This is a genomic window from Olleya sp. NP1-10 (genome assembly GCF_055804415.1).
This window is the reverse complement of sequence record NZ_CM147840.1, coordinates 1,128,620-1,147,444: the sequence shown is the minus strand read 5'-3', so window position 1 is coordinate 1,147,444 and position 18,825 is coordinate 1,128,620. Positions and strand designations below refer to the sequence as shown.

Here is an 18,825-nt window from a genome sequence, read left to right as displayed (position 1 = left end):
TAACTTAATGGATTAGAAATAACGTGGTGAACGTGATACTTTTCTTGGTAAATTGATATCAAAATTGATAAAAATCTCATGCGAAGCATTGGTCACTACATCTAATTGTGATTGGATACTGTCATAAGCATAGCCTATTCTTAAGTTTGGTGCAACTAAAAAATTAACCATACCACTAAAAGAATCGTCTAAACGGTAACCTGCTCCTACTTCTACAACGTCATACATAAACAAGTTTAGATTGACATCAAAACTTACTGGTGCATCAAAAGCAACTTTAGCTAAAGCGTGTGGCTTTAGCTTAAAGTTTTCTGATAAATCAAATACGTATCCTGCTGCTCCAAAAAAGTGTTGTGTTTCTGACCCTATTTTGTAGCCATTAGCATCTAAATGTACCGAACTTAATATGTTTGGCATAGAGGCTGAAATGTAATACTTACTTGGCTTATAAAAATATAATCCTGCTCCAATATTTGGTGTCGTCTCATTAATGTTCTCTGAGAAAAATGGATCGTCTGGATCTGTAAGCTCTAATACTGTTAATCCAATATCATGAAAGGTTGCTCCTGCTTTTAATCCAAAAGCTAATTTAGTTGTGTTTCCTACTGGTATGGTATAAGAAAAATCTACGTAAGCATTGGTTTCTTGTACTGGTCCAATTTCGTCACTAATTAAAGAGAAACCTAAACCTACATTTTTTCCTACTGGAGAATGTATCGCTAGTGTACCTGTTGTTGGTGCGCCTTCTAATCCAACCCATTGACTTCTATAAAGTGCACCTATTGATACACTTTCTGTTGAGCCTGCGTAGGCTGGGTTTACCACATTCATGTTATACATATACTGTGTATATTGTGGGTCTTGTTGGGCTTGTACACCTATAAACACTAGGAATACAATATATACTATTTTTTTCATCTGTTGTTTTTTGGTTTTCTAGTTAGTTTATCTGTTTAAATATACCCAAGAGGCTTTTGTTTTGGTACCTTGGTACTTCATAACATAGTAATATGTTCCTACTGGTAGCATATCTCCGCTGTCTGATTGTCCTTCCCATTGGTTTGTATAATTCGTTTTAGAATATACTTTACGTCCATTACGATTAAAAATCTCTAGACTTTGAACATCAAAACTACTTAAATCAAAATTATCATTGAAACCATCATTATTTGGCGAAATACCTTGAGGTATGATACAAGTTTCTAACTCGGTTACTTCTACAAAAGCTGATTGTGAACAACCTGTGTCGTTAAAAGTTACTTCTATTTCGTATTCTCCTGCTGTTAATACAGTGTTTAGTGATAAATCATTAGCTCCTGGTATGATAACACCTTCATTATACCAAACAATACTTACCTCTGAGGCTGTATAATTTACAGCTTCTGCTACAATTGTTATTGGTGAGGTTGCACTTGGACAAACCTCATAAGTTATAGCGCTATCAAAAGTCGTTTCTGGTGCTGTACCATAAATTACATTAAAAGTAGTCGTTGCAAAGCAATCACTTGAAGCATTATTTTCAACTCTAACATAAATAACTTCAGCATCATTTCCAACGGTGTAAGACTCTGGATTAGATATAGCATCAACACCATTTAATGCATCATTTTCAGATGTATGATAAGTAATCGTAACATTTATCTGTGTGCCTAAAATAGTCGCTTCATCTTCTGTTAAATCAAAAATATTACTAACAGAACTATCATCACAGACCTCAATATCTGCAGGTTGATTAGCTTCTGGAGAAGTATTTACTACTAAATTAAAATTAGTGTTAGTTGAAGCACATCCTGACATAGATCCGACAGCATCTACATCTTCAACTCTAACATAAATTGTTGTACCATCAGTAGCCGTATAGTCAGAAACTATCGCACTAACTCCTGATTGTGCATCAGATAAAGTTTCATGATAAGTAACAATAAATTCAGCTGGATCTTGTGTTCCTAAAATTGTTGCTGTTTGACTTTCTAAATCAAAAACACCAACACCACTACCTGTACCATCATCACAAACCTCTAAATCAGAAGCCTGAGTTACTGTTGGATTATCAAAGAAGTTTATGGTTGCAACTAATGATGATGTAAAATCATCACAGATACCGCCTCCAACAATAACCATATATTGACCTGATTCTGTAGCTTCAAATGTTGGTCCTGTAGCTCCATCTTGATAAATATTATTAAAATACCAATCGTAACTATCCACAGCATAAGCTGTATCAGCTGTTAGAGTTACTGATGGATATCCACATAAATTAATATCATCACTAAATCCTTCTGCTGTCGTAGCACCTTGCTCAATTGCAATACCATCATAATCCAATGCAACGTCACAAACAACATCACAATTAGTTCCATCTAAAGGACCTGATTCTTGAGTAAAAACGTATGTACCAGATTCCTGAGAAAAGTTAGTGATTAATATAATATAAACTGAATTTGCTGGTACACCAGTTAATGTAATTGTTTCTGTTGCTGTACCAGAAAAACTACAATCTGCAATACTAGAAGGTAACAATTCAAAACAACCAGTTTCTTGACCTACAAATGGTCCCCAAACTAAAAAGTCAATATCTAATCCTACTCCGGCATCATTAGTTTGCGCTAATTGAAACACGTAATCACCTGGATCATCAAATTGAATAGTATTCCATTGTGGGTCCGGTTGACTACCTAAACAAAAATAATCAATATAAGGCGGCGCCACTTGATCACCAACAATACTTGGATAGAAAATTGTAGGATCCGCACATATTGGTAAAGCTTCTGTACAATATGTTGGTACTCCTAAAGTTTGAATACATAAATCAAAAGTTATTGTTGTTGCTGTTGTTCCAGCAGAAAACACTCTGATATAATATGTATTACCAATTACTAAAGTTGGTGTTAAACTACTATCATCTGTAGTACAGTAAAGTTCTGTTAAATTGTTACAATCAGCACCTTCATAAACTGCGTGATCGACATTAAATCCACCAACAACATTTTGAATTTGAATGATTTGCTGATCATCTATGGCGGTAAACTCATACCAAACATCATCATCTGCACTAGTAGTACAAGATCCATTTGGTACACCAGAATCCGTAGCCTCTAATAAAGTTCCAGAATAAATTACTGTACAAGTTTCATCTGCATTTACAGATGCAACGGTTGCATTACATGGATTATCATTTACTGGTGGACAAGCTGCAAGTGAAATAGAATTACTATTTATGACACAATTCACATCTTGTTCATTTGAAACTGTAAACTGAACATCAACATTAAACGGATAAGGTCCAAATTGTTGGATCCCTGTAGCTGTAATACTAACAGGAGTAGTACCTTGATTATCTTCAATTAATAAAGATGTTGCATCACCTAATGAAGTAATATCAACATCAACTAAAAATTGATCTCCATTATCACAATCATCGACAAAAACAAAAGACGCTGTAGGATTAATACAGGTAGCACAACTTACTGTCAAATTAACAGAAGTGTATCCATTACTTTGACAACTAGCACTTCCATCAGATTCAATAGCAAATGAAATTGTATCACCTGTAGATTGAAAGGTTAAACCTCCTATTTGACCACTATTTCCATATGGGGTAGCAGCATTTAAATTAGTAACCCCATCTGAGTCTAATACAATAACTTCATCAAAATTATTTTCAACTTGACCAGTATTAATAGTTAAGTTTAAAGGTGTACCGTCAGTTGAAGAAAAAGTAAATACATTAGTGTCATTGTTATCGTAACAGTAGTCGATAGTTTGTGGACCATCCGTAGCACAGTCTAATGTAAAATTAAACACTGCTAGAGTAGAAAAATTAAATGGTCCAGCCCATGTACTAGTATCTGCTCCACATACAGCCTGAACATAAACCTCATAGTCAGTTAAAGGAGTTAATCCTGTTTCTGAAATTGTTGTAGTTGTAACTGTCGTTCCTGAAGTTGGAACGCCAGTTCCTGAAGGTTGTATTACATAATTCCATTCTGTTTCGGCACCACTTGGTGTCCAAGAAATATCTGCAGCTGTTTCTGTTATACTAGTTGCTGTAATCGCTGTTGGAGCAACACAAAACGTTCCACATGCTTCAACACGGACTTGATCTATAGCCATGTCACTTTCCCAAGTATCACCTGTTCCAACATAGCTAATTTCAATATATATGACTTGTCCTAAATAAGCATCCAAATTAACACCTATTGGTACCCAAGCTTCATCTGCTGTAGATTGATAGTCTCCAATCCAAGTATATTCATTGGTAAAAGGACCTGTTTGAGAGGCACTAACTCCAATACTTAGAGTTCCCATATCACCACCAAAAGCATGCATGTAAAAAGATAATTCTGCTCCATCTACTGCTGTCGATAAATCAATAGCAGGTGTAATTGCAGAGGCTACATTTGTTGTATTACCAGAACCTTCATATTCTAAATGGGTTCCTGAATTACCATCCCATGTAATATTTGGACCTGTAGATGTTGAATTAGCACTTTCTGTTGTAATTCTCCAATTACCGTTTGAACCATCAAATCCAGTACCTGTCCATCCCGATGGTGCATTCCCCGAAACAGTTCCGAAATCTTCAGTAAATATAAATGTAGAACCTCCTGAAGCACAAGTTACTCCTGTTGGAGCTGGCGGAGGGGTGTTAAATGTTGTAAAGTTTAAAGGGCCAATCCAGGTACTATATCCATTTACTTCACAATTCGATCTGATATAAACTTCATAAGCCGTACTTGGTGTTAATCCTGTTACAGGATAAGGGTCATTTATTGTCGTAACCACGCCATCTGTAGTTGGAACCCCTGTTCCTGCAGATTGCAGCGAAATTTGCCACTCTGTCTCAGTCCCTCCTGCTATCCAAGAGATATCTACTGAGTTTTCAGTTAAACCAGCTATAGTAATAGAATTAGGGCTAGGGCACGTCGTGTTAAATATAGAAATATCATCAAAAGCAAAACCTTCGTCTACAACTGATCCATCAGATCCAAACGCAAATCTTAAAATCACATTAGACTCTCCTGCTAAACCATCTAACAAATGAGAAACACTAATCCAACCATCAGAACCAGAACCGTTTCTTCCAGACCAACCAACTTGCTGACCTCCTGGATTACCGTTAATTGTTCCGTCTGTATACCAGTTTGCATCAGTTAAAACCCCAACGTTTTGCCAAGTAGCACCTCCATCAATAGAACTTTGAAAAACTGTACCATCCCAACTGAATTCTGATTCATACCAAATATTAAATGATATCGTTGGAGCTGTCATAGATGTTAAATCAAAAACCGGACTAACCACATATGAGTCTTCAGAAACATTATATTCTCCAGTTAAATTAGTTACCCAAGAGTTAGCTCCTGATGCAGCACTATTAATAATAATATTATCTGGAAGTCCAAGCTCCCAAGACCCATTATTTGTGTTATCTGCTACCCAACCTCCATCGCCAGATTCAAAATCTTCAGAATAAGGGTATGTTGTAATTTGTGAGTTAGCTTGCCATCCAACTAATAGGAATAGCAACGCTAAAATGAACGTAGTTTTTTTCATTATTTTGAGAAATCGTTAGTTAATTAATTTCCTAAACTATAAAAAACATGTTGTAAAACTGTTAAAAATATTATTATAGACAAAAAGCGTTTTTCATCGGTAAATTGTGTTAAAAGTAAAGTAATTGCCTACATTACTTATGGAGCAGGATTTGGAATAACGCAATGAATTGCATCGATATCTTGTAATATTTCTTTACTTAATGTTAAATTAATAGAATCTATATTCTCTTTTAGTTGATTTAGGTTAGTGGCTCCAATGATATTTGACGTTACGAATGGCTGCTGATTTACGAAGGATAAAGCCATTTGAGCTAAGGAAACATTGTATTTTTCTGCTAATTCTAGATATTTTTTTGTTGCTAAAGTTGATTGCTCACTACTGTATCTTGCAAACCTTGGAAATAAGTTTAATCTTGAGTTTTCATCTTGTTTACCTTTGATATATTTTCCAGAAAGTACACCAAATGCCATAGGAGAATACACCAATAAACCTATATTCTCTCTTAGAGACACCTCAGCTAAATCACCTTCAAAAACACGATTTATTAGCGAGTAGGCATTTTGTATGGTAACTGGTCTTGGTAAATTATTGTTTTTAGATTCTTCTAAATAACGCATTGTTCCCCAAGCTTTTTCGTTTGACAAACCAACTTCTCTTATTTTACCTTGTTTTTTAATATCATTTAAGGTTTCTAAAACTTCTTTAAAATTATCTTCCCAAGGATCATTAGGGTTGTGACTATAGTCTCTAACACCAAAGGTATTGGTTTGACGTTCTGGCCAATGTAATTGATATAAGTCTATATAATCTGTTTGTAGTCTTTTAAGCTCTAAATCTACTGCTTGTTTTATAGCATTAGCTGCGAAACCTGTTGTACGTATGTGTGCTGTATAATCTCCTGTTCCTGCAATTTTAGAAGCGATTACTAAATCTTCTCTTTTTGATGTTTTAACCAAGACCCTATAATTTGACTTGTTCTACCTGATGTTTCTGCAGTTGCAGGAACTGGATACAACTCGGCTGTGTCAATAAAATTAACACCTTGTTGTACTGCATAATCTAGTTGTGCATGCCCTTCAGTTTCGGTATTTTGATTTCCGAAGGTCATTGTACCTAAACAAATTTTACTAACTTTAATATCTGTATTTGGTAGTGTTGTGTATTTCATTGATTTTAAAGATTGGTTATTTAACAAATATAAAAAGACCTTTAGTTATTATTTGTAACTAAAGGTCTTTTTTATATGTCTCTGGTTATGCGTTAAGGATAGTCGTGGCATCCTTTTTTTGCTGCCATAAATGGCAAAAAAAAGATATAACGGATAGCCTGACCCTTGGGTAACGCCCAATTAATTATTTAAAAGATTGGTAATCTTATCTAGTTTTGGTGTTAATATCACCTCTATACGACGGTTTTTTGCTTTACCTTCTGACGTTGTGTTAGTTGCTATTGGTGCATACTCACCACGTCCTGCTGCTGTTAAATTATCTGCTTTTATATTACTATTTTCTTGTAGAATATTAACTATTGCAGTAGCACGTTTGGTGGATAAATCCCAGTTGTTACTTATATTACCTTTTGGCGAATATGGTGCGTTGTCTGTGTGACCTTCTATTAACACTGATATTTCTGGATTATCTCCTAATACTGTACCAAGTTGTTTTACCGCTTTGCGACCTTGTATCCCAACTGCCCAACTACCTGATTGGAATAATAGTTTATTTTCCATGGATACATAAACTTTACCATTACGTTGCTCAACAGTTAAACCTTTTCCTTCAAAGTCTGTTAATGCACTAGATATAGCATTTTTTAAAGCTGTCATTTCGGCTTCTTTTGCTGCAATAACACTTTCTAGGTCTGCTACACGTTGTGAGCGTGATTCTAGCTCTTTTTTAAGTTGTGCTAATCTTGCGTTTTCGGTTGCTAAAGCCTGTTCTTTAGTCTCTAATTGTGCTAAAAGTTCTCGATTTTTTTTGGTGTTTGCTGCTATTGCAGAACTACTGTTTGCGTCCAATGCGTCATAAGATGCTTTTAATGTATCGTATTTATTTTTTGCGACAGTATAATCAGATTCTAATTGATCACGACGGTTTACTGCCTCATCATATTTAGATTGCAATTGTGCTAAGTCAGTTAATGCTTGATTTTTTTGTTGTAATAAATCGGCATTTTCATCTTTTAGGCTTCGGTTTTCTTTTTTTAATTCTGCATAGCTACTTTCTAACTCTTTATAAACTTTTGGAGAGACGCAACTGGTTGCAATTAATACTAATAGGATGATTGTTACTCTGTTTTTCATTTTTATTTATTTGGGGTTTAAGATTCTATTTCGACTAAAATAGGACAGTGATCGCTGTGTTTAGCTTCTGGTAATATAACTGCTCTTTTAATATTTTGTTGTAGTGGTTGACTAACCATTGCATAGTCTAAACGCCAACCTTTATTATTAGCTCTTGCATTTGCACGATAGCTCCACCATGAATATTCTTGACGCTCTGGATTTAAGTATCTAAACGAATCTATAAATCCTGAATCTATAAAATTACCAAGCCACTCACGCTCTGCTGGTAAAAAACCAGAAACCCCTTTCATTTTTGGGTTGTGTATATCTATAGCTTCATGACAAATATTATAATCACCACAAACTACTAGGTTTGGTAATGTTTTTGTAAGGTCGTTTAGATAATTGTGGATTAAATCCATGTATTCAAATTTATGTTCTAATCTTGCTGCATTGGTACCTGATGGTAAATACATACTCATGACTGAAAGCCCATCAAAATCTACACGAATGTTACGTCCTTCAAAATCCATAGACTCTATTCCTGTACCATATTCTACATGATTAGGTTTTGTTTTGCACAAGATTGCAACACCACTATAGCCTTTTTTTGAGCACTAAACCAATAATTATAATGGTAACCAGCGTCTTTAAACAAATTTAAATCCAACTGCTCTTCCATTGCCTTTATCTCTTGCAAACAAACAACATCTGGATTGGCACTTTCAAGCCATTCTATAAATCCTTTATTGATTGCAGCTCTGATTCCGTTTACGTTGTATGAGATAATTTTCATGAGTGTTTATTTATTGTTTTACTTAAGTCAACCTTTATTACAAGATTGTTTAAAGCTTAAAATATTTGTTTCGGCTAAATTAAATAATGGTTTACTTTTACAAGATAAATCACTCTGTTTTTACTGAAAAAATATTAACAAAATAATATAGTAATTATGGTGTTATACTTGTAGATGAAATTAACTTTAACCTGTTTGTTGTTTTTCTTCGGAATTTTTGCGTTTTCGCAAGAACAAACTAATGGGTCAAACCGAAAAACAGTAGCTACAAACATTAGCATACAAATTGATAGTGTTAGTATAAAACAAAATGGTTTTAAAGTTGAAACCAAATCAGGACACCTAATAAACGCTTCTCACTACAAGGTGGATTACGCAAAATCTATACTTACTTTTTAAAACCAATAGAAAGTGACAGTATAATAATTAGCTATCAGAATTATCCTGAGTTTATAACAAGAACCTACAAACAATTTGATAAAAGTATTATCGTTGAAAACACAGATAATCTTAGTAAAATAATCCAGTTAAGACAACCCAATAACAAACAAGCCTATACACCTTTTGATGGCTTAACAACTTCTGGAAGCATTAGTCGTGGTGTCACAATTGGAAACAATCAAAACTCGGTTTTAAATAGCGAGCTTGACTTACAAATTACAGGTAAACTAAACGATAAGGTATCGCTTAGAGCTAGCATACAAGATGCAAACATACCATTACAGGAAAGTGGGTATTCACAACGTTTAGACGAGTTTGATCAAGTTTTTTTAGAATTATTTTCTGACCAATGGTCTATTCGTGCAGGAGATATAGACTTAATTAATGAGCAATCCTACTTTGCTTCTTTTAGCAAACGTGTACAAGGGCTACAGGTTAAGGCTAGATTTGGAAACGAAAGTCAACAAACCAATGTTTTTGCTTCTGGTGCATTAGTAAGAGGACAATTTAGTAATTACCAATTTACAGCTCAAGAAGGAAATCAAGGACCATATAAACTACAGGGACCAAATGGCGAATTATTTGTACTTATTGTTTCTGGTAGCGAAACGGTTTATGTAAATGGTGTCGCTTTAAAACGTGGTGAAAACGAAGATTACATCATAGATTATAATGCTGGCGAAATTATTTTTAACGCGACTTATCCTGTAACATCTGAAATGAGAATTAGTGTAGATTTTCAGTACTCTGAACGTGATTATTCTAGGATAGTAGCTTTTGCAGGAGGTAATCACAACAGTGAAAAATTAAATATTAGCGCTTCTGTATACTCTGAAAGTGACTCTAAGAATAATCCGCTTCAACAAAATTTATCTGAAGATCAAGTTTCTATATTAAGTACTGCAGGAGATGATAGTCAACTTATGGTTGCCTCGTCGGAAGTTCCAGAAACGTTTAACGAAAATAGAATTTTATACAAAAAAGATAATATTAACGGACAAGACGTTTATGTGTTTTCAAATAATCCTGATGATACATTGTTTGGTGTTACTTTTACTTTGGTTGGAGATAATCAAGGCGATTACATTATAACTTCAAACAATGCCATTAATAATATTTATCAATATGTACAACCAATTGCTGGTGTACCTCAAGGTAATTACGCTCCAATTGTACAACTTGCTGCACCAACCTTATTACAAATAGCTACTGTAAATGTCGTATACCAACCGTCAATTAAAACAAAAATTGGTTTTGAAATTGCAGGTAGTAAAAACGACCTAAATTTATTTTCAAACCTTGACGATAACAATAATAATGGATTTGCAAGCAAATTAACAGTTGAGCAAAATCTTATTAAAAATGATAGCACATGGAGCTTAGCTGCTGTTTTAGACACAGATTATATACAGCAAGATTTTAAAACCATACAACGATTATACGAACCTGAATTTAATCGCGATTGGAATTTAAGTCAAACCAATTCTGAACTATTAAACACTAACCTTGGTAATCAAGCCTTAGTATCGGTTGGCCTGAAAAGTTTTCATTTAAAAAAAGGATACGCAAACTATAGTTTTCAGCACTTAAATTATTCTGAAAGTTTTTCTGGAAGCAAGCACAATATAAATGCCAATATTAATATTGGTAAATTACAATTATCAACTACCAGTAATATATTAAAAGCTAAGGGAGACCAAAACTCCTCACAATTTTTCAGAACCTATAATCGTAGCATTTATGATTTAAATAAACAATGGCTTGGTGTTGGTTTTTCGGCTGAAGAAAACAAAGAACGCATTAACGAAACTGAAGCTTTTACGGATCTGACTCAGCGTTTTACAGCTTACGAAGCTTTTACAGGAATTGGAGACAGTACAAATATTTATGCTGAAGTTGGATATAAACATCGTGTTAATGATAGTTTAAGAAATGGAAACTTAGATCGAGTTAACAGCTCCAACACTTATTATTTAGACTCTAGATTAATTAAAAACCAAAAAACCAATTTGTCTTTATATGTCAATTACAGAACTTTAAAAAATGAAGATGAAGACCAGGACAATGAAAACTCATTAAACTCCAGGTTGTTATTTAGTCAACGTTTTTTAAAAAATGGAATACTTTGGAATACTGCTTTTGAAACCAACTCAGGTACGTTACCACAACAAGACTTTACATATGTACAGGTAGAATCTGGGCAAGGTGCTTATACTTGGATTGATTATAACCAAAATGGTATTCAGGAGCTTGAAGAATTTGAAATTGCTCAATTCCAAGATCAAGGAGATTATATTAGAGTTTTATTACCTAATCAAGTCTATATTAAAACGCATCAAAACAGACTGAGTCAAACCTTGACTTTAAACCCAATTAATTGGGTTAATACAGAGCATAGAACCAAACGTTTTTTCTCTAAGTTTTATAATCAGTCCAGTTATTTAATTGATAGAAAAATACAAAGAACTACCGCTGATTTTGATTTAAACCCTTTTAGTGCAGACAAAGACAATCAACTAGGATTAACTTTAAATTTTAGAAATGTATTATTTTTTAATCGTGGAAAGCAACGCTACACAACATCATACACGTATTTATGGAACAGTAGCGAAAACACTTTAAGTTTTGGGTTTATTGAAAACAATTTAAAAAGTCATCAAATTAATTTTATACATAAAATTAAAAATAGCTGGTTAGTCACTGTAACTTCAGCTTTAGAAGAACAATTTAGCAACAGCGAAAATTTTAGCAGTAAAAACTTTGATATAGACACCAAACGTTTTAATCCAAAATTATCGTATTTACTTAATGACAACGTACAATTTGATGTGTTTTACCAGATAACAAATAAGGAAAACACAATTAATAACTTAGAAACTTTAGATCAAAATAAATATGGATTATCCTTTGCTTTTTCTCCAAAAAACAATGCACAAATAGGAGCTGTTTCTGGAGAGTTTAATGTTTTTAATAACACTTTTAATGGAAACGCTAACAGCCCTGTAGCCTACCAAATGTTAGAAGGCCTACAACCAGGAAAAAACTTTACTTGGTCACTATTAGCACAAAAAAAGCTAACCAAATTTTTGGATTTAAACTTGACTTATTTTGGTCGTAAAACAGAAACAAGCACTACGATACACACTGGAAATGTACAACTAAAAGCCTATTTTTAATAGACTATAAAAAAACGCCCAAACTGTTTAGTTGGGCGTTTTTATATAAAATAATAAAAGTGCTAATTACATTTTCATTAACCACTCTTTAACATCTACTTCTTTTTTGATAATATCACGAAGCTCTTCAATTTTAACACGTTTTTGATCCATTGTATCTCTGTGACGAATGGTAACTGTGTTGTCTTCTAAAGTGTCATGATCAACAGTTATACAAAATGGTGTTCCGTTTGCATCCTGACGCCTGTAACGCTTACCTACTGCATCTTTCTCGTCATAAAACACATTAAAATCCCATTTTAAGTCTTCAACAATTTGTTTAGCTACTTCTGGCAATCCATCTTTTTTAACTAAAGGAAAAATAGCTGCTTTTACAGGTGCTAAAACTGCTGGTAATTTAAGTACTGTTCTTGTGGTATTGTTTTCTAATTCTTCTTCAACTAAAGCTTTTGAAAATACTGCCAAAAACATACGATCTAAACCAATAGAGGTTTCTAAAACGTAAGGTGTATAGCTTGCTTTTTCTTCGTGATCAAAATACTGTAGTTTTTTACCAGAAAACTCTTCGTGTTGTTTTAAATCAAAATCTGTACGTGAGTGAATACCTTCTAACTCTTTAAATCCGAACGGGAATTTAAACTCGATATCCGTTGCTGCATCAGCATAATGTGCTAATTTTTCATGGTCATGAAAACGATAGTTATCTTCTCCTAAACCAAGTGATTTATGCCATTTTAATCTTGTTTCTTTCCAGTAATCAAACCATTCTTTTTGTGTACCTGGTTTGATAAAAAATTGCATTTCCATTTGCTCAAACTCACGCATTCTAAAAATAAATTGTCTTGCAACAATCTCGTTTCTAAACGCTTTTCCTGTTTGTGCTATACCAAACGGAATTTTCATTCGACCTGTTTTTTGCACATTAAGAAAGTTAACAAATATTCCTTGAGCTGTCTCTGGACGTAAATACAAATCCATTGCAGTTTCGGCAGAGGCTCCTAATTTTGTGCCAAACATTAGGTTAAATTGCTTAACATCTGTCCAGTTTCTGCTTCCGCTTAATGGACAAGCTATTTCTAACTCTTCGATTAATGCTTTAACATCTGCTAAATCTTCTGCTTCAAGAGATTTTCCTAATCGTTTTAAAATAGTATCAATTTTTTCTTGATAACCTAAAACACGACCATTTGTTGCTAAAAATTCTTCTTTATTAAAAGCTTCTCCAAAACGTTTTTCAGCTTTTTTAACTTCTTTTTCAATTTTGGTTTCAATTTTAGCACAATAATCTTCGACTAAAACATCTGCTCTATACCTTTTTTTAGAATCTTTATTATCTATTAAAGGATCGCTAAAAGCATCTACGTGGCCTGAGGCTTTCCATGTGGTTGGATGCATAAATATTGCTGCATCAATACCAACAATATTATCATTCATTTGCACCATTGCTTTCCACCAATAGTCGCGTATGTTTTTCTTTAATTCTGCTCCGTTTTGAGCGTAATCATATACTGCACTAAGTCCGTCGTAGATTTCACTACTTTGGAATACGTAACCATACTCTTTTGCATGAGAGATTACTTTTTTAAATTGATCGTCGTTGTTTGCCATAATAGTACAAAGATAAACGATAAATAAAAGTGTACAACCAAAAAATGATTAGTCTTTTTGACAAGTGTAAACAAAAGCAGGCGGAAGGTTTAAAGCCTCAAAACCTAAATGGACTTTGCCTTTAAATATTTGCTTTAAAGTGTTGTAATATGTTAGGCTGTATTGGAACTGGAAGAAATAACCCTTTGGCTTTAAACAAGCATAAGCACTGTTTAAAATAGAATTGGTTATTGGCTTAGGTATATTGGTTAATGGTAAGCTAGACACTATGTAATCTGTACTATCAAAACCATATTGCTTGATTACATCCATGACTTGATCTGCAGATTGATTAGTAACAATAAGTCTTGGATCATCAATTTTTAATAACGCGTTATAAAACTTATCATTAATTTCAAATGTAATTAGTTTTGCATTAGGACTTAAGCGCTGTAAAATCTGTTTAGTTATGATACCATTACCTGGACCAAACTCTACTATTAGCTTTGCCTTTTCAAAATCAATTGCACTAAGTAATTTTGAAGCTAAAAATCTTGAACTAGGAAATAAGGTTCCTGAAGTTTTTAAACTTTTGATTGATTCTTTTAAAAAATTGATTTTGTTCAAAAAAAGAGTGGTTTAATAAAATTTTCAACGAATATAAGATAATTATTTAATCGCTTACTAGTAAAACTATACCCTTTAAAGTTGTTTAGTTATAATAGAATCGTTTTTTAACTTTATTTTAATGTTATGGACGTACTCCCTAACCTTTTATTGTCATTAAAGACGTTTACAAAATAAACACCTTCTGTGAATGGTTGATCTATATCTGTGGTAATTATGGTTTCTACTTTTATGTCTTCTTTTTTATAAGCCACTTTTATTTTTTTGGTAAATATTAAAGATTCTTTTCCAAAATTAACAGAACCTTCATCTGCAACTATATTGTTGCTAGGGCTTAATATTTGCAGGTATAAATATTTATCTCCTTCTTCTACAAATTTGTTTTTAGATACTGTAAACGCAACATGTAGTTTATTTGCTTTTTTATATTTTTCAGTACTAACAATTCGTTTTTTTGTAATTCGCTTTACAGCCTGAGCCTCTAATTGTTCTATTTCTAAAAAGCTAGCATTATCAATTTTGTTAGATAACTCTGTATTAACCACAGTTAAATCTTTATTTTTTACTTTTAAATTTTTGGTTGCGCTTTTTATAGATTGGTAATTTAATTTAGCTTCTAATGCGGCTAATTGCAAACGTTTATTTTCTTCTTGAGATTTGGTCAACAAGTCTAAAACCGCATCTTTTTCATTCTGTAAATCTTTAATTTCTGCTCTATAGTAAGATAATAAGGAAGCACTTGGTGCAACAGCTTTGACTGAGTCTAATATACGAATGATTCTAATTTTAGACTGGGTTAATCTTTCGTTTAAAATTTCGTCTTCGGTTCTAATATTTTCATAACGTATTATCATTTCTGACAATTCGTTTTCTAGCAGTTTTTTTCTTGAGAGATATAACTATTATATTCATCTAATTTAGATACACTTACATAACTATAGACACCTAATGCAATAAAGGCGACAAATAGAGAACCAATGATTAACCTATAATTGTAGGCATGTGGGAAAATTATCATATGTCTGTTAGTTACTAAAACACCTATTTAATACTAATTAAATAAATGTTTAATCAATTTTTGGGAAAATATAACACAGCAAAAATATTTTTAAAATCCGTATAACTAACAATTTTTCGATAACTTGGATAAAAACACTGTCAAAATAAGTTTTAATGCAAATAACTTGGTTGATTGACACAATTTTAACAATTATTAAACTAATAGACCACTAATTTATGAGTATAAATGCTTTGATAAATTTATTTTTTCCACTGGTATGTTCAGCATGTAAAAACCAATTATCAGACAACGAGCATTTTATATGTGTAGATTGCAGACATAGTTTACCAACAACAAATTTTCATTTGGATAATAATCCTTTTGTTAAAAAAGTCTTTTATGGTCGAGCAAAAATCGAAGCTGCTACTGCATTACTAAGATTTGAAAAAAAGGTATCGTACAACAATTGTTACATCAATTAAAATACGGTAAAAATGAAGAAGTCAGTGACTTTTTTGGGCTTTGGTTAGGCGAAGAATTAAAAACAAATCAACATTACAAAAACAATATTGACCTTGTAATACCAGTACCATTACACGCTAAAAAACTAAAAAAAGAGGCTACAACCAAGTTACTAAATTTGGTCAAAATATTGCTAAGGCTTTAAAAACTGAATTTAATGACCAATTATTAATTAAGATAACAAATAGTAACCAATCACAAGCTAGAAAAAGCAGATTAGAACGCTGGCAATTAAACAACGAAGCTTTTGCCATAACCCAACCAGATTTATTAGAAAACAAACATATTCTTTTAGTAGATGATGTTATTACTACAGGAAACACTTTAGAAGCCTGTATTATAGAATTAAATAAAGCCGAAAACATTAAAATTAGTATTGCAACTATGGCAATAGCTTAAAGCATTTTTCGTTAAAACATAAATATGTTGTTAATTTGTAACTTCATTAAAAATTATATGCAAAATCGTCTTTTAAATTTTTGTTTTTATAGTGTTTTAGCACTTACATTTATTAATTGTGCTAACAGAGGAACCATTTCTGGAGGCGAGAAGGATATTACTCCTCCTGAGATTGAATACGCTACTCCACCAAACTTTTCTAAAAATTTTAAAAGTAAAGAAATCAGGATATATTTTAACGAGTATGTTAAAACCAAAGATTTAACAAAACAACTTGTTATATCTCCTCCAATGAAAACCAAACCAGAAATCACACCTCTAGGTACTGCAAGTAAATATATAAAAATCAAGATTTTTGACACACTACCACCAAATACAACATTTGCTATAAATTTTGGAAATAGTATTGTTGATAACAATGAAGAAAATCCCTATCCTTATTATAGATATGTATTCTCAACAGGAGATTACATAGATTCCCTATCAGTTAAAGGAAGCGTAATGGATGCACTTGAAAGGGAAACAGATCCATTTATATCTGTTAATTTATATGAAGCTGACACAACCTACACAGATAGCATTGTTTATAAAGACAACCCAAAATACATAACTAACACACTGGACAGCACCACTAATTTTAAATTAGAAAACTTAAAAGCTGGAAAATACAAGTTGGTTGCAATAAAAGACAATAATAGTAATATTACTTTTGAACAAAAAAGTGATAAAATTGGATTTTATGAAGATTTTATTACTGTATCAAATGACACAACCCCTTTTTACAAATTAAAACTGTTTAAAGAGAATTTAGATTATAAAGCTGAAAATGCTAGACTAATTTCTGGAGAAAAAATAGCATTTGGTTTTCAAGGGAAGGATTATAAAAAAATGAAAATTGATATCTTATCCAATGTTCCTGAGGATTTTGAATATAAATATATTAAAGATCAAGAAACCGATAGTTTAAACTACTATTATAAACCTAAACTAGAAGTAGACTCGTTAGTATTTAAGGTAACAAATCGTAAAATCATAGACACTTTTACTGTCAGAATTAAGGATAATAAAAAAGATTCATTACTAATAAAGTCAAGTCCGACCAGCACAATTGGCATGTATGAGCCATTAAAATTATGGAGCAATGTACCAATTACTAAATTTGATAAAAAGCAAATTAAAATTATTGACAAAGACTCTGTAAACATTGCTTTTACCAGTAAATTGGACTCTTTACAAAACACAATTGAGTTACAGTTTGAAAAAACACAAGACCATGGTTATAAAGTACAGTTATTACCAAATACAATAACTGATTTTTTTGAAGCGACTAATGATACTTTAAACTACACATTAAGAACAGAAAAAGAAGCAAGTTTAGGTAGTGCTAGAGTTAATATTAAAAATGCTGAATATCCTTTAATTGTTCAGTTTGTAGATAAAAAAGGAGAAGTAAAGTATGAACAATACACTACTGAAGCACGACCTTTAGATTTTTTCTTTCTTAAACCAGGCGAATACTATTTAAGGGTTATTTTTGACAGTAATAAAAATGGTGTTTTTGATCCTGGTAGCTTTTTACAAAACAGACAAGCAGAGCGCGTTAGCTACAGTAAAAAAGCAGAAGAAATCAGATCAGGATGGGAAGTTATAGTTGACTTTACTTTAGATTAAAAGCATCCTTATCGTTTAAAAATTTCAACTTATCTCTGGTCACAGTAATATGCGATTTGGTTAACACTATTTGCTGTAGTCCCTCTTTATTATTTGGTAAATTAGTTAGCAAACCTCCTAAAGCTGTATATGCTGCTGAATGTCCTGGATAGTTATAATTATTTACATCCAAACCCACTCTATTAACACCAATACAATAACTCATATTTTCAATAGCTCTTGCTTGCAACAAAGTGTCCCAAGCTTTTATGCGTTTTTCAGGCCAATTGGCAACATACAAAAGGATATCATAATCGTCTTGTAGTCTAGCCCAAACAGGAAAACGTAAGTCATAACAAACCAATGGTTTTATTTTAAAACCTTTATAATTTACAATTAATTGTTGCTGACCTTTAGTATATACTTTATCCTCGCCTGCTAAAGTAAAAGTATGTCGTTTATCATAATACTCTATAGTTTGATTAGGACGTACAAAAACTAATCTATTATAAAACTTATCGTTTTGGGTTATAACTAAACTACCTACAATTGCTGCTTGCTTACTTTTTGCTAAATTTAGCATCCATTGTATGGTTGCTCCATCCATGGTTTCTGCAACAGCAGCTGCAGACATTGTAAAACCAGAAGTAAACATTTCTGGTAATACAATTAAATCTACATCTTTGGTTAAACTTTCAATTTTACTTTCAAAATTTAGTCGATTTTGTATTGGGTTTTCCCAAACCAAATCAGACTGAATTAATGCTACGTTTAAAAGACCGTCCAA

At 32.5% G+C, this 18,825-nt stretch carries 12 protein-coding genes and 2 pseudogenes; 5 read left to right on the top strand and 9 right to left on the bottom strand.

The window, feature by feature from the left end; all coding sequences use genetic code 11:
* Positions 1 to 12 precede the first annotated feature (12 nt).
* From AC0L4B_RS05235 to AC0L4B_RS05215, 5 genes and pseudogenes are all read right to left on the bottom strand, one after another.
* On the bottom strand, positions 13 to 918 hold the full coding sequence (locus tag AC0L4B_RS05235) for a PorP/SprF family type IX secretion system membrane protein (RefSeq protein WP_473438511.1): 906 nt from the start codon (positions 916 to 918) through the stop codon (positions 13 to 15).
* A 27-nt stretch (positions 919 to 945) separates the two neighbouring features.
* Positions 946 to 5,553, bottom strand: coding sequence for a T9SS type B sorting domain-containing protein (locus AC0L4B_RS05230; protein ID WP_473438850.1), 4,608 nt, complete (start codon positions 5,551 to 5,553; stop codon positions 946 to 948).
* 137 nt (positions 5,554 to 5,690) lie between these two features.
* A pseudogene (locus tag AC0L4B_RS05225) lies at positions 5,691 to 6,724 on the bottom strand (aldo/keto reductase).
* 180 nt (positions 6,725 to 6,904) lie between these two features.
* Positions 6,905 to 7,858: an OmpA family protein gene (locus AC0L4B_RS05220; RefSeq protein ID WP_473438849.1), complete on the bottom strand. Its 954-nt coding sequence runs from the start codon at positions 7,856 to 7,858 to the stop codon at positions 6,905 to 6,907.
* 17 nt (positions 7,859 to 7,875) lie between these two features.
* A pseudogene (locus AC0L4B_RS05215) lies at positions 7,876 to 8,636 on the bottom strand (exodeoxyribonuclease III).
* A 174-nt stretch (positions 8,637 to 8,810) separates the two neighbouring features.
* Between AC0L4B_RS05215 and AC0L4B_RS05210 the strand changes: the two are divergent.
* Both AC0L4B_RS05210 and AC0L4B_RS05205 read left to right on the top strand, forming a co-directional pair.
* Entirely contained in the window at positions 8,811 to 9,035 is a 225-nt protein-coding gene (locus tag AC0L4B_RS05210; RefSeq protein ID WP_473438848.1) for a hypothetical protein, read from the top strand.
* Positions 9,036 to 9,796: 761 nt separating this feature from the next.
* Positions 9,797 to 12,253: a hypothetical protein gene (locus AC0L4B_RS05205; RefSeq protein ID WP_473438847.1), complete on the top strand. Its 2,457-nt coding sequence runs from the start codon at positions 9,797 to 9,799 to the stop codon at positions 12,251 to 12,253.
* Positions 12,254 to 12,319: 66 nt separating this feature from the next.
* Here AC0L4B_RS05205 and AC0L4B_RS05200 read toward each other — a convergent pair whose 3' ends face one another.
* From AC0L4B_RS05200 to AC0L4B_RS05190, 3 genes are all read right to left on the bottom strand, one after another.
* Positions 12,320 to 13,861, bottom strand: coding sequence for a glycine--tRNA ligase (locus AC0L4B_RS05200; protein WP_473438846.1), 1,542 nt, complete (start codon positions 13,859 to 13,861; stop codon positions 12,320 to 12,322).
* Positions 13,862 to 13,909: 48 nt separating this feature from the next.
* A complete protein-coding gene (locus AC0L4B_RS05195) occupies positions 13,910 to 14,467 on the bottom strand; it encodes a class I SAM-dependent methyltransferase (RefSeq protein ID WP_473438845.1) in 558 nt (185 codons plus the stop codon).
* Positions 14,468 to 14,580: 113 nt separating this feature from the next.
* Positions 14,581 to 15,321, bottom strand: a complete 741-nt coding sequence (locus AC0L4B_RS05190) for a hypothetical protein (protein ID WP_473438844.1) — start codon at positions 15,319 to 15,321, stop codon at positions 14,581 to 14,583.
* Between the two features lie 612 nt (positions 15,322 to 15,933).
* Here AC0L4B_RS05190 and AC0L4B_RS05185 point away from each other — a divergent pair.
* Genes AC0L4B_RS05185 through AC0L4B_RS05175 form a run of 3 tightly spaced genes read left to right on the top strand, consistent with a single transcriptional unit; the run spans position 15,934 to position 18,059 of the window.
* Complete coding sequence (locus AC0L4B_RS05185; protein ID WP_473438843.1) at positions 15,934 to 16,134, top strand: ComF family protein; 201 nt, start codon at positions 15,934 to 15,936, stop codon at positions 16,132 to 16,134.
* Positions 16,119 to 16,388: a ComF family protein gene (locus tag AC0L4B_RS05180; RefSeq protein ID WP_473439401.1), complete on the top strand. Its 270-nt coding sequence runs from the start codon at positions 16,119 to 16,121 to the stop codon at positions 16,386 to 16,388. The genes AC0L4B_RS05185 and AC0L4B_RS05180 overlap by 16 nt, the downstream gene beginning before the upstream one ends.
* A 57-nt stretch (positions 16,389 to 16,445) precedes the next feature.
* Entirely contained in the window at positions 16,446 to 18,059 is a 1,614-nt protein-coding gene (locus AC0L4B_RS05175) for an Ig-like domain-containing domain (RefSeq protein WP_473438842.1), read from the top strand.
* On the opposite strand, the gene AC0L4B_RS05170 is transcribed toward AC0L4B_RS05175, so the two are convergent.
* Positions 18,046 to 18,825, bottom strand: coding sequence for a nitrilase family protein (locus AC0L4B_RS05170; RefSeq protein WP_473438841.1), 780 nt, complete (start codon positions 18,823 to 18,825; stop codon positions 18,046 to 18,048). The genes AC0L4B_RS05175 and AC0L4B_RS05170 overlap by 14 nt on opposite strands.

Coding starts and splice junctions, on each gene's coding strand:
- AC0L4B_RS05210 (WP_473438848.1), top strand. CDS start 8,811: ATGAAATTAACTTTAACCTGTTTGTTGTTTTTCTTCGGAATTTTTGCG.
- AC0L4B_RS05235 (WP_473438511.1), bottom strand. CDS start 918: ATGAAAAAAATAGTATATATTGTATTCCTAGTGTTTATAGGTGTACAA.
- AC0L4B_RS05175 (WP_473438842.1), top strand. CDS start 16,446: ATGCAAAATCGTCTTTTAAATTTTTGTTTTTATAGTGTTTTAGCACTT.
- AC0L4B_RS05205 (WP_473438847.1), top strand. CDS start 9,797: ATGAGAATTAGTGTAGATTTTCAGTACTCTGAACGTGATTATTCTAGG.
- AC0L4B_RS05230 (WP_473438850.1), bottom strand. CDS start 5,553: ATGAAAAAAACTACGTTCATTTTAGCGTTGCTATTCCTATTAGTTGGA.
- AC0L4B_RS05200 (WP_473438846.1), bottom strand. CDS start 13,861: ATGGCAAACAACGACGATCAATTTAAAAAAGTAATCTCTCATGCAAAA.
- AC0L4B_RS05190 (WP_473438844.1), bottom strand. CDS start 15,321: ATGATAATACGTTATGAAAATATTAGAACCGAAGACGAAATTTTAAAC.
- AC0L4B_RS05220 (WP_473438849.1), bottom strand. CDS start 7,858: ATGAAAAACAGAGTAACAATCATCCTATTAGTATTAATTGCAACCAGT.